The organism is Idiomarina sp. 28-8 (genome assembly GCF_000320945.2).
Classification (GTDB): Bacteria; Pseudomonadota; Gammaproteobacteria; order Enterobacterales; family Alteromonadaceae; genus Idiomarina; species Idiomarina loihiensis.
In genome coordinates this window covers 52,608-68,239 of sequence record NZ_DF266789.1, presented here as the reverse complement: position 1 = coordinate 68,239, position 15,632 = coordinate 52,608, and the positions used below count along the sequence as shown (strand labels likewise).

Sequence of the window (15,632 nt, the reverse complement as noted above, 5' to 3'; positions counted from 1 at the left end):
CATTGGCGGACGAAAGACTGTTGTACTTCAATGCGGACACAGGTGAAACGTGGTCTACAAATGAAGCGTTAGCAAAACAGTTAGCTCTTAGTAGCTACAATGGGCCGGGTCAGGTTGAAGCGGTTGAAAGAGTCACAGGAAGCGACGAAGTGAATGGTTGGAAAGCTTCGGGGTTTCGCATTGATATGGCGGATGACCTGAATACTCGCATCTATGTCGATGAAGCGTCATCTCAGGTGGTGGAGCATCGTAATACACCATGGACAATAGCTGACTGGGCGTTTCGCCTGCACTTTATGGACTACACGGGGGGACGAAGTTTTAACCATTTATTGATTTGGAGTGCCGGGTTATTCGCTCTTTGGTTTTCGTTATCGGGCTTAATTCTCTTAGGCCGAAATATTACTAACGGTGACTTTAATCCGAACCGTAAGAAAACGTGGCTAGAATATTTTCAGCAGAAAGGGCAACCAATTGCGAGTAGTTGTGGCGGTGGCGGTACTTGTGGATTATGTAAAGTGACACTACAAGGCAACAGCATACCGAGTCCGACAGCCGCTGAAAAAGCGTTATTGAGCGCTACTGAATTAGAAGCGGGGACGCGCTTATCGTGTCAGCACAGAACGTCACCTGATTATGACGTTAAGCTCCATAATGCCGGGGTTGGCGATATTGTTTTAACACTCGACTCAAAGCGGCAGCTTACCCCGTCCATTATGGAACTTACATTTGTAAGTTCAGGCCCCGTTAGTTATGAAGCCGGGCAGTTTATGCAGTTTCGTATCCCACATTTAGACGCAATATTGTCACGGCATTACTCGGTTGCTACGCGACCTCAATCGACTCGATTTGTGTTTAACGTACGACAACTGCCCTCGCCAAGTGAAGGGGTGCCCCCAGGCATCGGTTCAAACTACTTGTGTAATTTAGAGCCTGGCGCTCATGTCGATGCTATTGGACCATTTGGTGACTTTCAGCTGACGAAACAAAATAATCACACGCAAGTCTTTATCGGAGGCGGCGCAGGTGTTGCACCGTTAAGAGCGTTAATACAAAGTGAGTTAGCAGCAGATTCTCCTCGTCGTTGCATATTCTTTTACGGCGCGCGATATGAAAAGGAACTCTGTTATAGGGATGAGTTTGAAAGAGAAGAACGGTTAACCTACACACCAGTGCTTTCAGAAGTTGATGAAACAGACTCGTGGGTAGGTCAAACGGGGTTTGTGCACGAAGCCGCAATGAAATGGTTGGCAGGTGAAAACAAAGACACATTGGACGTTTACGTGTGTGGTCCTCCGCCGATGTTGGAAGCGACGTTAAAGTCTCTTATTGACTTTGGGATTCCGCGAGACCGCATAAAGTTCGATGACTTTGGCATTTAGAATTGAAATGCGTCCAAGTTAGTAATAAATCTGGGTGGCGGTATAGAAGTCGTATTGCCACCCGGATTGACTACCCCGTTATGGATACCTCTTTTAATTGATTGATCTTCATCAGCAAAAAGAGATACACTTCATGCATGTTTTTACAACAAAACTTCGCATGTATCGTTTAATCATTGCTCTATTGCTATTAGCAGTAACAACAATGTCATTTTCACAAACCATCAGTACGGAAGAGGCATGTATGCACGATTCTACTGAGCAGGTTTGCGATCTTGTTGATTGCGAAGTGTCTCATTCTCTTACCGATAACTGTTGCCCAGACTCAATGATGCGTCATTGTTACAGTCCGTCAATTACTGTCGTTTATTCTGAGCAATCCACCGTTCCGCCTATTGAGAAACTGCTTTTTAACGCTTCCTCATTCTTAGATACGAATATTAAAGATAAGCACTCCCTCTCGCTTTTTCGCCCCCCAATCTACTCTTAAAAACACTAAATTTCTCGACCTGATGCGCCTATCGCTCAGGTAAAAGCACAGCTATAAGCTTTGGTACGGTCTTTGTCGTTACACTCTGACTCATGGCTTGGTTTGTGTTTAATTTAAAAATTCAAAGTTTTTGAGAGTAACAATATGAAACTTTTAAGAAGAATGGCTTATTTAAGTGCTCTAACTGTAGTGGTGCCAAATGTTGCTAATGCACAAGAGCCGCTTTTGAATTTGCAAGAAGCAGTGAGTATCGCTGTACAAGAAGATCCTTGGTTAACGGCAAGTAAACAAACTCAAGAGGCATTTGCGAGTGAAGCGATAGCCTCTTCCCGTTTACCTGACCCTAAAATATCGCTCACGGCTGCCAGTTTCCCTGTTGACAGTTTTAGTTCAAGACAGGAAGGAATGACCCAGTTAGTCGTCGGTGTTTCACAAGCATTTCCCAGAGGAGACACGTTATCGTTGTCTCGTAAGCAGAAAAATCAATTAGCTAAAAAACAACCGCTTTTGAGAGCGGATCGTATTGCTAAGGTCGAAACGACGGTAACTAAGTTGTGGTTAGATGTTTTTTTCTCCCAGCAAAGTATCCGCTTGATTGAATTCGATAGAGCGCTTTTTGAACAGCTAGTGTCGACTGCTAAGGCGAGTTATACCAGTACTGAAGGAAAAGCACGGCAGCAAGATGTTATTAGAGCCCAACTTGAGCTTACACGCCTGGATGATAGGTTGACGTCACTGCGACAAAAAGAGGAGCGACTTCAAAGCGAACTGTCGGAATGGATAGGTGTTATAGCGAAATCAACGTTACCGGATGACCTTCCGAATCTTACGTTGAAGAAGACATTGCTATCACCTTCGACAGTACCGAAACAAGCCTTGTATGAATTGATAAAAGAACACCCGGTTTTGCAAGCGACCGATCAAGACATTTCGGCGTCGGAGACGTCTGTCGAGCTCGCTCAACAAGGTTATAAACCACAATGGTCAGCCAATCTGAAATATGGTCATAGAAACGACGATCCAAGCGGTAATGACCGTGCCAACTTGCTGTCAGCCGGGGTGACGTTCGATGTCCCTTTATTTACTGATAACAAACAGGATAAGCAGGTGCGTTCAGCAAAGTTTAAAATGGAAGCGAAAAAAACTGAGAAGTTATTGGTTGCCAGGCAGTTAATAGCCAATTTACGCAGTACGTTTTTACAACTAAACCGCTTGAATGAACGTGCTGCCCTATATCACGAAGAGCTACTTCCACAAATGTCCGCCCAGTCTGAAGCTGCATTGACGGCTTACAACAATGATGATGGTGACTTTGCCGAGGCGGTACGTTCGCAGATTGCGGAAGTCAACGCAAAAATTGATGCATTAGCGATCGCCATCAACCGCCAAAAGCTAATTGCCGAAGCAAACTACTTATTATTTTCAGGAGTTTAAAATGAAAACAGTCACTAAATCTCTTATAAGTTTAGCTGTAGGCTTTGCAGTTGGCGCTGGCGCTATTGGCTACTTAATGCAGTCAACTGCGGGCTCCGATGGCTCATCGGATAATGCAAAAAAGGAGCCGTTATATTGGGTGGCTCCGATGGATCCCAATTATCGCCGAGACAAACCAGGAAAATCTCCAATGGGGATGGACCTTATCCCGTTCTATGGCGATGATGCGGGAGAGAGTTCACCCGGTACGGTGAGAATTGATCCCGACGTCATTAACAACCTTGGGGTTACAACTGCAACCGTCACCGTTTCGAGATTGGAGCTGGATATCGAAACAGTCGGTTACGTTCAGTTTGATGAGAACCGAGTACTGACAGCAAGTCCTCGTGTTGACGGCTGGATTGAAAAGCTTTTCGTAAAAGCGGTTGGTAACTCGGTTAAAGCCGGCGAACCTTTATACAGTATTTACTCTCCTGAAATGGTTAATGCGCAAGAGGAGCTTGTATTGGCCTCGCAAAGAGGTAATCAGGTTCTAATAGATGCGGCTGAAGAGCGCCTAAGAGCCCTGCAAGTCTCTGAATCTGAGATTAAGAAATTAAAAGAGACTCGTAAAATTCAGAAAACAATCACGGTAAAAGCAAAGCAGTCCGGGGTATTGGATAAACTGACTGTGCGTGAAGGGGCGTTTGTAACGCCGAGTATGAATTTAATGACCATTGCCCAACTGGATAAAATTTGGGTTATTGCAGAAGTCTTTGAGCGGCAATTGAACCAGGTTGAGGTAGGCAATGACGTTCAAATGAGCCTTGAGTATGCTCCAGGTAAAGAGTGGCAAGGAAAGGTTGATTACGTCTATCCGTCACTTAACCCTAAAACTCGGACGGGACAAGTTCGAATTCACTTCGACAACCCGGATGGCTTTTTAAAGCCGGGCATGTTTGCGAATCTTAACATTAATGCTGGTTTAGGCGACAAAAACTTAATCATCCCTAAAGAAGCGCTTATCCGAATGGGTGATTCGAACCGAGTTGTCCTGGCACTGGGTGATGGGAAATTTAAATCAGTTAATGTTGACGTTGGGCGGTTAGGGAGCGCGCGAGTTGAAATTTTATCGGGTCTTATGGCAGGTGATGACATCGTTACTTCGGCTCAGTTTTTGATTGATTCTGAGTCCAGTAAATCCTCTGACTTTAAACGCATGCAACACGACACTCATGCCGATAACGAGAGCCATGGCAGTATGTCAAGTGACGCAGCAGCCGAAGCTGTCTGGGTTGAAGCAATCGTTAAAAGTGTTATGCCTCAGCACTCGATGGTTACGCTGGAGCACGGTGAGATTTCTGAATGGGACTGGCCTGCAATGACGATGGACTTCGATGTTGCTTCTGATGTTGAACTTTCTCAGCTTAGCACGGGTTTATCCTTGCATGCGGAAATAACGCAAGTCGGCGAGCAACGGTACCAGCTCACATCGATTCATATTCCTGAGCAAAAACAAGCGACAGAGCAGGAGCATAACTATGATTAAGTCAGTCATTCGATGGTCAGTGAGTAACCGTTTTTTCGTTCTTCTGGCGACATTAATCCTCGTGGGTGTTGGTGCTTTTGCGGTCAAGAATACACCAGTAGATGCACTGCCGGACTTGTCGGATGTCCAGGTTATCATTAAAACCAGCTATCCGGGTCAAGCACCGCAAGTGGTAGAAGATCAAGTAACCTATCCATTAACAACGGCCATGTTATCTGTTCCGGGAGCTAAAACAGTTCGTGGGTACTCGTTTTTCGGTGACTCCTATGTGTATGTCATTTTTGACGAAGATACGGATGCTTACTGGGCACGTTCGCGAGTACTCGAGTATTTGTCTCAGGTTGCTCCCACACTGCCTTCTAATGCAAGACCGCAATTAGGTCCTGATGCAACCGGGGTTGGTTGGGTGTATTTGTATGCCTTGGTTGACCGTACTGGTAACCACAATTTGAGTGAGTTACGTAGTATGCAGGACTGGTTTTTAAAGTATGAACTGCAAACGGTCGAAGGGGTTTCAGAAGTTGCGGCTCTTGGCGGAATGGTAAAGCAGTATCAGGTGAAAGTTGATCCGGAGAAGCTGCGCGCATTCGATATTCCTCTTGCTCACATACAAAATGCTATCCAACGAGGCAATCAGGAAGTGGGGGCTTCGGTGGTTGAGATGGCTGAAGCTGAGTATATGGTCCGGGCCTCAGGTTATATTGACGGCGTGTCAGACTTAGAAAGTATTCCGCTTGGCGTTGATGAAAGTGGCACGCCCTTATTGCTTAAAGACGTTGCTGATGTGGGCGTAGGTCCACAAATGAGACGCGGAATAGCCGAGCTAGATGGTGAGGGAGAAGCGGTGGGCGGCATTGTTGTAATGCGCTTCGGAGAAAATGCACAAAAAACGATTGACGGCGTTAAACAAAAGCTGGATGAGTTAAAGTCGGGGCTACCAGAAGGTGTCGATATTGTCACTGTTTATGACCGTTCGGGGCTTATTTCGGATGCAGTGGAAAGTCTCTGGAAAAGCTTGGTAGAAGAACTGGCGATTGTTGCGTTTATCTGTGTCATATTTCTTTTTCATGTGCGCTCCTCGCTGGTTGCCGTTATTAGCTTACCCTTGGGTATTTTAACCGCGTTTATTGTTATGTATTGGCAGGGAATTAATGCGAATATTATGTCACTTGGGGGGATCGCAATCGCTATTGGCGCTATGCTCGATGGTGCCATCGTCATGATTGAAAATATGCATAAGCATATGGAAAAAACGCCACTGACAGCAGAGAACCGCTGGCGGGTGGTTGCCGCCTCTGCTTCAGAGGTGGGCCCTGCTCTTTTCTTTAGCTTGCTCATTATTACCGTCAGCTTTATGCCGGTATTTACCTTAGAAGCCCAGGAAGGGCGGATGTTTTCTCCGCTTGCTTTCACGAAAACTTACGCAATGGCAGCCAGTGCAGCCTTAGCGGTTACCGTTATCCCCGTGTTGATGGGATATTTTATCAGAGGAAAGGTAACACCTGAGGGGAAAAACCCGCTTAATCGGTTATTGATCGCCGGGTATAAACCGCTTTTAAAAGGCATTTTGAAATACCCCAAGACAGCAGTTGTCGGAGCGCTCGTTATCCTGGCCGTTGGTGTCTGGCCGATTGACAAAATTGGTAGTGAATTTATTCCAGATTTGGATGAGGGCGATTTGATGTATATGCCCACTACCTATCCCGGATTATCAATTGGTAAAGCAAGGGAGCTGTTGCAGCAAACCGACAAGCTCATAAAAACGGTACCGGAAGTGAAGACGGTTTTTGGCAAAATTGGTCGAGCGGATACCGCCACTGATCCGGCACCCCTAACGATGATTGAAACCTTTATTCAACTGAAACCGAAAGATCAGTGGAGAGACGGTATGACCACTGAGAAGTTGAAAAAAGAACTGGATGCGCTTGTAAAGTTTCCGGGGCTGACCAATGCGTGGGTTTACCCCATTAAAACTCGCATTGATATGCTATCGACAGGTATCAAAACGCCGGTAGGTATAAAAGTTGCCGGAGCCGATCTTAATGAAATTCAGACGATAGGGCAGCAGCTTGAAACGATACTTGAAGATGTAGATGGTACGGCTTCTGTTTATTCAGAACGTGTGGCAGGTGGGCGCTATGTCAAAGTTGACATAAAAAGAGAGCAAGCTGCACGTTACGGTTTGAACATTGAGGATGTTCAACAGGTTGTTGCCACGGCTATTGGTGGAATGAATGTTTCAGAGACCATTGAAGGGCTTGAACGTTACCCAATAAACTTGCGCTACCCTCAAGATTACCGTGATTCGCCGGAAGAATTAAAGAAGCTACCTTTAGTTACGCCAAACGGGCAGCGTATTAGTTTGGCGGATGTGGCTGATGTCTACGTTGAACTTGGACCGCCGGCAATTAAAAGCGAAAACGCAAGACTTAATGGCTGGACTTTTGTCGACATTGAGGGAGTTGATGTCGGCACTTATGTTGAAAAAGCAATGAAGGTTGTAGAACAAGAACTCGAGTTGCCAGCAGGGTATTCAGTTACCTGGTCCGGGCAGTACGAATATATGGAAAGGGCAAAGGAAAAACTGACTTACGTGATTCCGTTAACGCTCGCGATTATTATCGTTCTTTTATATATGAACTTTCGAAACGCTACAGAAATAGCCATTATATTGGGAACTTTGCCTCTCGCATTGGTGGGGTCAATCTGGCTAATGTATCTTTTAGATTATAATTTCTCAGTTGCTGTAGCGGTTGGTTTTATAGCTCTAGCGGGGGTTACCGTAGAAATAGGGATATTAATGCTGACTTATCTTAATCAGTCCTATAACGAATACGAACAACGCCAACTAGAGCAAGGTAAAGCTTTGACTAAAGACGGTGTTTCTCGCGCTGTAATGGAAGGGGCTGGGCTTCGTGTTCGTCCTGTCATGATGACGGCTGTTTCTACAATTGCAGGTCTACTGCCTATTATGTTCAGCACAGGAACTGGTGCTGAAGTGGTTAGCCGAATAGCCGCCCCGATGGTTGGAGGAATGATCAGTGCGGTTATTCTAACCTTGCTCGTGTTACCCGCTGTTTACTACTTGTGGCGTGGGCAAAAGGTTAAGCGTGTATAAGACCAATTATTTTAGTTAAGAGACGCACATCATTGATCTTGATCAATGATGTGCGCTAACAAGTATGCTAGGTTAAAATTCGGGATTGGGGACACACATATGGCTCAAACAAAATTTTTAGTTGTGCTTATGCTAGGAATAGTAATTCAACTATCCTTCCCAGCTGCTCCTGTCCATAATACTGCCTCCAGCGCAGAGCACGTAATCAACGTTAATCAGGCAGATGTTGCAAACGAGAGAAAAAGCAACATTCATTGTGATGACGACGAACAACCTGCCAGTAAAACGTGCTGTTATTGTTTAACTGACTCTGCTGATACATGTTTAATGGATGCGGGGTGCAACTCTGCAAGCTCACCTTTAGTATTAATTCCGTTCAATTTGCCAATAAAGTCAATTGGTTACTTGCAGCATCCTCTTTCATATGAAGGGAATGTTAAGCAAATGTCTTTTGATATTTTTTATCCTCCGAAATAGCTCCTGCTGAATTTCAATTAAAACTTTTTTCGAAATTTAATCATGCTAGATAGAGCTCTTAAGTTAAGTGACTTAAGGCTTGTAGGAGAATATATGAACCTATCTAAAATCACCGCTATTTTTGATCAACTTCGGCAAGACGCAGTGGAGGAGACTCTGGTTGGGTGTGGCGTTAGCGGCTTTACATTGTTTCCTGTTCGAGGTCGAGGCTATTACTTCGATAGTTATAACGATGATCACTTAGTTGAGCACGTACAGCTCGAAGTTTATGTGAACAGTGATGACGCGCGTGACGTTGCGTTTTTGGTAGTTGAAGCGGCCCATACCGGGGTATCTAACGAGGGCTTAGTCTGTATCTCGCCAATAGATGAATTGCTTTGGGTTCACGACAAACGAGCAGCGACTGATAAAGAACTCTCGTTACAACGTTAATATCGCGGCAACGTCGACTGAAGCATATTGGTAGTTTTAATAAATAGGACAGTACTGATGTCAACTAACGATCATAGAGCCGGAGTGCGGGAAATTAACTTAGTCAATCGCACGTTAAAGCTAAACACTGAGAGTGTGAAAAAAGTTCGCGAAGCGATTAACGAAATCGATCGCTTGGTTGGTCTTGATAGCGTTGCCTACGACTCTGACCAGAACTTGTTATCGGTCGCTTATGATGCCTCTAAAGTCGATCTGACTATGATAGAGGAAAAGCTCGGAATATTTGGTGTTGAAATAAATAGTGGCTGGTGGACTCACTTGAAAGAGGAATACTACAAATTTATTGATCAAAATATTAAAGATAATGCAGAGCATACACCGTGGAGTTGCCACAGAAGCCCGCCACGTACCAAAAGCAAACGAAAGTAACAATTAATTATAGGTAAGGAGTAAAAAATGCAAATAGAAACAATCAAAGATGTACTGAGTTGGACCGTTGATTTCCACAAAAACCTGAAGGAGTGTGTGACTCACTGCTCTAAACAAAACCAAGATGAACGAGCTCGGATGATTCTAAGCTACGTGTCGGGTCATGAAGCTAGCTTAGAGCGAATGGTTGAAGGTTTTTTGAATACAGCCAACCTAAATGCATTAGACACTTGGTGTTATGACTATATTGGGAAACATCCCATCGTTGAGCATGGGCACTGCGATTCGCCTTTTAAAGAGTTAGATACCGATCACATTATGGAGAAGGTTGTAAACCATCATGAGCAAGTCATAGAACTGTATGAACACCTATATTCCCGTGTTGATATAGACAGCGCAAAAGAGCTGTTAGAAACAGTAAAAAACGTTGAAGAAAATGAAATTAAACGAATGGTGCAAACTGCGAACCGATTTTCGGATATGTAGTTAGTGAAAATTTTATCGTTGGTACTTTGTGGGAAAGAGCCCTGATTTGGTTAATTTTCCATAAATAAGGAGCACTTGTATGGGTGTGAAAACTGAGGACGTTAGTAGTAGTTCCATTGAGGAACTCATTATCGAGGGAGCCGGTTGCGCGAGTTGTGTTGGCAAAATCGAAAATGCATTAAAGTCTGTATCCGGCGTGGAAAATGCTGAGATGAACTTTGCCCAGCGAACGGTCAGTGTGACTGGAACAGCAAATCCGAGCGCTTTAGTGAAAGCAGTAGAGAGGGCGGGGTATAGCGCTAAAGTAGCCACGTCCGAAAGTGACGGTGATGCGTTGGCAGAAAAAGAGCAAGCCGACTGGGCTTATTACAAGCGGCTGATGCGGGAGATGACCGTTGCGCTGTCGTTAGGTGTACCTCTCATGATTTATAGCCTTTTTGTTGGTGAAATGACGGTGACCACTGCCACAGAGCGTGTGACATGGTTAGTCGTAGGTATTCTAACGTTAGGTGTACTTTACTTTTCGGGCAAACACTTCTTCGTCGGTGCCTGGCAATCTTTGAAAAATCATTCCGCTAATATGGATACGCTGATCGCACTTGGTACTGGTACCGCCTGGTTGTATTCCATGGTGGTTGTATTGGTTCCGCACCTGGTTCCGGAAATGGCGCGTCACGTATACTTTGAAGCGACCGCAATGATTATCGGTTTGATCAATTTGGGGCTGGCACTTGAACTGAAAGCTCGTGGGCGCACGTCCGAAGCCATAAAACGTCTCATTGGTTTGCAGGCGAAAACCGCAAGGGTGATTCGTGACGATAAACAATTGGATATCGCTATCGAAGACGTACTCGAGGAGGACGTAGTACGTGTTCGTCCCGGAGAAAAAATCCCTGTTGATGGAAAAGTTATAGAGGGAAGTACCACCGTTGATGAATCTATGCTAACGGGTGAACCCATGCCCGTGGAAAAATCAGTTGGTGATGACGTTGTGGCGGGCACGATAAATAAAAGTGGTTCCTTTTTGTTTCAAGCGACAAGAGTCGGAAAAGATACAGCACTTGCTCAAATTATTAACATGGTGAAACGGGCGCAAAACTCTAAGCCCCCAATCGGTCGTCTTGCCGATGTTATTTCAGCTTACTTTGTGCCAGTCGTTATGATTATCGCTGTTATCAGTGCTCTAGCTTGGCTTAACTTTGGGCCTGAGCCGGCACTGGCCTTTGCTGTGGTATCAGCGACCACTGTCTTGATTATTGCTTGCCCTTGCGCATTAGGCCTGGCGACGCCTATGTCGGTAATGGTGGGTGTAGGAAAAGCCGCAGAGGCAGGTGTGCTGATTCGCAATGGCGAAGCATTGCAAACAGCGTCGAAAGTATCGGCTATGATCCTGGATAAAACGGGCACCATTACACTTGGTTCTCCTAAAGTCACCGACGTATTAGTAGCGAGTGAGTACGATGAGCAAACCGTACTGCAACTTGCAGCGACACTTGAGTCTGGCTCTGAACATCCGCTAGCACAGGCGATAGTTGAGTCAGCCAGGGAAAGAGGGATTAAGACAAGTAAGGTCTCGAACTTCAACGCCATCGCTGGTCATGGCGTGGAGGCAGAAGTTGACGGGAAGTCCCTCCTTTTCGGTAATGAAAAGCTGTTGCGTGAACGTCAAGTTGAGCTCGGTAACTTTGTTGAAAAAGCCCAAGGCTTAGCTGCTGAAGCTAAGACGCCTATGTACTTTGCCGTTGATAATGAGTTAGCTGCAATTATTGCAGTTGCCGACCCGATAAAAGACGACTCCGTAGCCGCCATTAAACGTTTGCAAGATAACGGTGTGCGAGTAGTGATGCTTACTGGTGATAATCGCGCGACAGCAGAAGCAGTTGCTGAAAAAGTAGGAATTAAAGAATTTTTCGCTGAAGTTCTGCCGGAAGAAAAATCAAAAAAGGTTCAGGAGCTGCAGATGGAAGGCGAAATCGTTGGCATGACGGGAGATGGTATTAATGATGCGCCAGCACTAGCTATTGCCAATGTAGGCTTCGCGATTGGCACGGGAACGGACGTCGCTATTGAAAGTGCTGATATTACATTGATGCGCGGGTCGTTGCACGGGCTTGCCGATGCGGTCGCGGTGAGCAAGGCCACACTGAGCAACATTAAACAAAACTTATTTGGTGCTTTTATTTACAACGTAGCAGGTATTCCTTTTGCCGCAGGCGTTCTGTATCCATTTTTTGGAATGCTGTTGAGTCCGGTTATTGCAGGTGCAGCAATGGCTTTTTCTTCGCTTACGGTAGTGAGCAACGCTAACCGGTTACGCTTTTTCAAAGCCAAGAAACATTAATGCACCTTTTAACATTGGCGCATTCAGGAGAATAAATATGTTATTTATTAATATTGCTGGTATCGCTCTGATCGCACTGATCGTCTGGTGGTTTTGGCTTTACACGCCCAAGCAGATGAAGCTGGGAGAAGGTGATTGGGTGATTGCCGTCGAAAACGGCACCTACTCGCCTTCGAGAATAAACGTACCTGAAGGTAAGCCGGTTGAACTCAGGTTTCTGCGGAAGGATCAATCGCCTTGCTCTGAAACTCTGCTTATCCCTGACCTGGAAATCAGTGAAACGTTGCCTTTTAACAAATTAAAGCCAATTCAAATACCAGCACTGGAACCCGGAGAGTACGACTTTCATTGCCAGATGCAAATGTATCGGGGAAAGCTAGTTGTCGGTTAAATGGCTTAAAACGTCCAGGTCACAATATGAGCTTTAAAAGTTTCCCGTTAGATTCGATGAAATTCAATTTTATCGAAGGCATTGAAGGATTCGGCAATAAATATCGCCGTTATATGAGGTCTACGTCAGCGTGGGCTCCAAGATTTAACGATAGTGAAACAAAGTAAAATTAATGAGACCAATACAATTTGGTCATAGTCAAGAGGGTAATAAAATGAAAAAAGTACTTTCAGCTTTAACTATCACAGCTTTAATGGCCTCTCCTGTCTTTGCTGATGCACAGCATAAACATGGTGATGATAAAACAGGTTCAATGAGTGGAATGATGCATCATGAAAAAATGACATCAATGAATGAGCACATGCAAGAAATGCGCGAAGCTATGGAAAAAATAAAAAGCGAATCCGATCCCAAGAAACGTAAAAAACTAATGGAAGAACACATGAAGTCAATGCAGAAGGGAATGCAAATGATGAACCATGGGATGGATAAAGGCATGAACAAAGGAGAACATAAAAAGGGAGACAAAGCAGAGCAAATGGGCAAAGAGAATATGATGAATAAAATGAAAATGATGGAGCATAGAATGGATATGATGCAAATGATGATGGAGCAGATGATGGAACATCAGAGTGAAGAAAAAAAGGAAATGTAGTAGAGATTAAGCTCTCCGTTGGAAATGCCGCTACTTGCAGTGTGCAAGTAGCGGTACTTTTTCAATATATCTAATTTACAACGGTATTTTTAAGGAGGAAGTTATGAAACTTAATGCAAAGAAATTTGGCTTAGCAGCTGGCGGTGCTTTCGCAGTTTTATGGGGAGTTTGTAGCTTGCTAGTGCTTATTATGCCCTCTAGCATGATGGCTTTAACAGAAGGCATGGTTCACGGAAAACTCTCTGGTTTCGAGTGGCATTTGAGTTTTAGTGGATTTGTTACGGGATTATTCGGGTGGTCCTTGGGAGCTATGATTACTGGCTGGCTAATTGTAACGTTATATAATAAACAAATGAAAACGGCTAAATGAGATTGTTGTCAAACTGGAAGCCTTTAAATCTGTTGCTCTGAAACTTTGCTTATTCCTGATCTGGGGATCAGCGATACTTTACCGACCAATAAGTTAAAGTTGATCGAATTGCCAGTATTAAAGACCGGAGAATACGATTTTCATTGTCAGATGCAAAGGTATCTAGGAAAACTTATTGTCAAATAAGTGAGACAAATAAGAGCTAATATGAATGAAAAAAAAGTGCTTATAACAACTATTATCACTCCTGAACTAGCTTAACCTATCACCAACCAGCAGCTAAACCCGAAATATTGGTAACTGTCCAGTGAAGTTAAGCTAGGTTATCTCACCCAGCGCAGCAAGATAATTGGCTAACATCTTTAGTAAACGTTTGAGCGCATAATTTTAAGCCTTCTACCATCGTAAGGTATGGGAAGAGCTCATCAGCCAACTCATTGACTGTCATTCCTGCTCTTATCGCCATTACAGCAGCTTGAATCAACTCACCAGCTTCTCCTGCGACGACTTGAACACCGAGCAGCCGGCCGCTGCCACTTTCTGCGACAATTTTTATAAACCCTTGGGTATCGAAGTTAACCAATGCCCGTGGGACATTTTCAAGGCCCAACGTGCGGCTTTCGGTGACGTAACCACCAGTTTTAGCATCAGCTTCTGATAAACCCACCGTGGCGACTTGTGGATCAGTAAAGATAACCTCGGGCATGGCACTGAGATCAAGATGCGCATCACCGCCCGTCATGTTAATAGCGGCTCGGCTGCCGCCTGCGGCGGCGACATAGACAAACTTCGGCTGATTCGTACAGTCGCCTGCCGCATATACTCTTGAGTTAGAGGTTTGCATGCGATCGTTAATCGTTATGGCACCGCGCTCGGTTTGTACGGCGATGGTTTCTAAATCGAGGTTTTCCGTATTGGGCGTGCGGCCTGTGGCCACGAGCAGTTGTTCTGCTTTTAATGTTCCGGCATTGGTTTTGAGAATGAAGTGTTGTCCGTCGTAACGCACTTCGCTGGCTTCTGTATGCTCAAGCACATTGATGCCTTCGTGATAAAAAACAGTGGCTATTGCCTCACCAATGGCAGGCTCGTCTTGGGATAACACCCGACTGCGAGCCAAAACAGTAACTTCACTACCGAGACGCGCGAAGGCCTGTGCTAATTCAAGAGCAACGACCGAGGCTCCAATAATAGCGAGGCGCTTAGGAATGTTACTTAGCCCTAATGCGCTTGTCGAAGTAAGGTAAGGGGTTTCAGCTAAGCCGGGGATGGGTGGTTGTGCGGGTCGGGCCCCGGTGCCGATAAAAGCACGGTCAAAGTGAACCGTTTGCTCACCGCCATCGCAAAGTGATACGGAAAGAGTTTCATCGTTTATAAAGCGGGCTTCGCCGTTAATAACGGTAATGGCGGAATTCTCTCTAAGAATACTCTGGTATTTGGATTCACGGAGTTCTTCTACCCGAGCCTGTTGTTGCTCGAGGAGAGCTGATCGATTTACCTTAAGAGTATGGGTACTTAAGCCTTTATCAAAAGGGCTTTCTCGCCGCAGTTGGGCGATATGAGCCGCTCGGATCATGATTTTAGACGGGACACAGCCAATATTGACACAAGTTCCGCCAATAGTACCTCTCTCAATGAGCGTCACTCGGGCACCTCCCTCGGTCGCTTTGAGTGCCGCAGCCATCGCACTGCCGCCGCTACCAATGACAGCAATGTGTAAATTGTTATTACTCATAACGGTTACTCCTTGGTCTTTCAGTTTTACAGCAGCTATAAGGCATTGTGATGTTTCATGACTGATTTTTTGGTGCCGTTGCTTTCAGTGTTGATGGGTATCCTGCATTTGTCGTTGCTTCAGTGAGCTGCTTAACTGACGTTTTTTCGTCGTCGAATGTCACGGTTGCATCCCGCTCTTCAAAACGGACATCGACGGCGCTCACACCTGCAACTTGGCCAAGTGCAGCTTTGACAGTAATTGGGCAGGTGACGCATGTCATACCGGGTACTGATAGCGTAACCGTTTTCTCAACCGCCAATGCGGGCATGCTAAACAGTAAAAATAAAATGGTTGTTATCATTGTTTTTTTCATCGTGTATTGCCT

The 15,632-nt window shown here is 45.1% G+C and carries 15 protein-coding genes; 13 read left to right on the top strand and 2 right to left on the bottom strand.

Annotated elements, in window-relative coordinates; genetic code table 11:
* From RJ32_RS00550 to RJ32_RS15335, 13 genes are all read left to right on the top strand, one after another.
* Positions 1–1,382, top strand: a 1,382-nt coding sequence (locus tag RJ32_RS00550; protein ID WP_034818206.1) for a 2Fe-2S iron-sulfur cluster-binding protein, incomplete at its 5' end; no start/stop codon positions are given.
* A 634-nt stretch (positions 1,383–2,016) separates the two neighbouring features.
* Positions 2,017–3,306, top strand: a complete 1,290-nt coding sequence (locus RJ32_RS00545; protein WP_235598880.1) for a TolC family protein — start codon at positions 2,017–2,019, stop codon at positions 3,304–3,306.
* A 1-nt stretch (position 3,307) separates the two neighbouring features.
* Positions 3,308–4,834: an efflux RND transporter periplasmic adaptor subunit gene (locus RJ32_RS00540; RefSeq protein ID WP_034818197.1), complete on the top strand. Its 1,527-nt coding sequence runs from the start codon at positions 3,308–3,310 to the stop codon at positions 4,832–4,834.
* Positions 4,827–7,952 carry an efflux RND transporter permease subunit gene (locus RJ32_RS00535; RefSeq protein ID WP_034818194.1) on the top strand — a complete coding sequence of 1,042 codons (3,126 nt, stop codon included), beginning with the start codon at positions 4,827–4,829 and terminating at the stop codon, positions 7,950–7,952. The genes RJ32_RS00540 and RJ32_RS00535 overlap by 8 nt, the downstream gene beginning before the upstream one ends.
* A 99-nt stretch (positions 7,953–8,051) precedes the next feature.
* The gene (locus tag RJ32_RS00530; protein ID WP_133540735.1) at positions 8,052–8,429 is read left to right on the top strand and encodes a hypothetical protein; all 378 of its coding nucleotides are present in this window, start codon (positions 8,052–8,054) and stop codon (positions 8,427–8,429) included.
* A 93-nt stretch (positions 8,430–8,522) separates the two neighbouring features.
* Complete coding sequence (locus RJ32_RS00525; protein WP_034818190.1) at positions 8,523–8,861, top strand: P-II family nitrogen regulator; 339 nt, start codon at positions 8,523–8,525, stop codon at positions 8,859–8,861.
* A gap of 57 nt (positions 8,862–8,918) precedes the next feature.
* Entirely contained in the window at positions 8,919–9,290 is a 372-nt protein-coding gene (locus tag RJ32_RS00520) for a hypothetical protein (RefSeq protein WP_034818188.1), read from the top strand.
* A gap of 27 nt (positions 9,291–9,317) precedes the next feature.
* Complete coding sequence (locus RJ32_RS00515) at positions 9,318–9,776, top strand: hypothetical protein (RefSeq protein WP_006956218.1); 459 nt, start codon at positions 9,318–9,320, stop codon at positions 9,774–9,776.
* A 79-nt stretch (positions 9,777–9,855) separates the two neighbouring features.
* A complete protein-coding gene (locus RJ32_RS00510) occupies positions 9,856–12,117 on the top strand; it encodes a heavy metal translocating P-type ATPase (protein ID WP_034818185.1) in 2,262 nt (753 codons plus the stop codon).
* 37 nt (positions 12,118–12,154) lie between these two features.
* Positions 12,155–12,508 (top strand): cupredoxin domain-containing protein, encoded by a 354-nt coding sequence (locus RJ32_RS00505; protein WP_034818182.1) that lies wholly within the window; start codon positions 12,155–12,157, stop codon positions 12,506–12,508.
* A 214-nt stretch (positions 12,509–12,722) separates the two neighbouring features.
* A complete protein-coding gene (locus tag RJ32_RS00500) occupies positions 12,723–13,163 on the top strand; it encodes a hypothetical protein (RefSeq protein WP_034818226.1) in 441 nt (146 codons plus the stop codon).
* A 103-nt stretch (positions 13,164–13,266) separates the two neighbouring features.
* On the top strand, positions 13,267–13,533 hold the full coding sequence (locus RJ32_RS00495) for a DUF5676 family membrane protein (RefSeq protein WP_034818180.1): 267 nt from the start codon (positions 13,267–13,269) through the stop codon (positions 13,531–13,533).
* 45 nt (positions 13,534–13,578) lie between these two features.
* Entirely contained in the window at positions 13,579–13,719 is a 141-nt protein-coding gene (locus RJ32_RS15335) for a cupredoxin domain-containing protein (protein WP_153849795.1), read from the top strand.
* Positions 13,720–13,861: 142 nt separating this feature from the next.
* Here RJ32_RS15335 and merA read toward each other — a convergent pair whose 3' ends face one another.
* Both merA and merP read right to left on the bottom strand, forming a co-directional pair.
* Positions 13,862–15,265 carry a mercury(II) reductase gene (gene merA, locus RJ32_RS00490; protein ID WP_034818177.1) on the bottom strand — a complete coding sequence of 468 codons (1,404 nt, stop codon included), beginning with the start codon at positions 15,263–15,265 and terminating at the stop codon, positions 13,862–13,864.
* Positions 15,266–15,320: 55 nt separating this feature from the next.
* A complete protein-coding gene (gene merP / locus RJ32_RS00485; RefSeq protein ID WP_034818174.1) occupies positions 15,321–15,620 on the bottom strand; it encodes a mercury resistance system periplasmic binding protein MerP in 300 nt (99 codons plus the stop codon).
* Positions 15,621–15,632 lie beyond the last annotated feature (12 nt).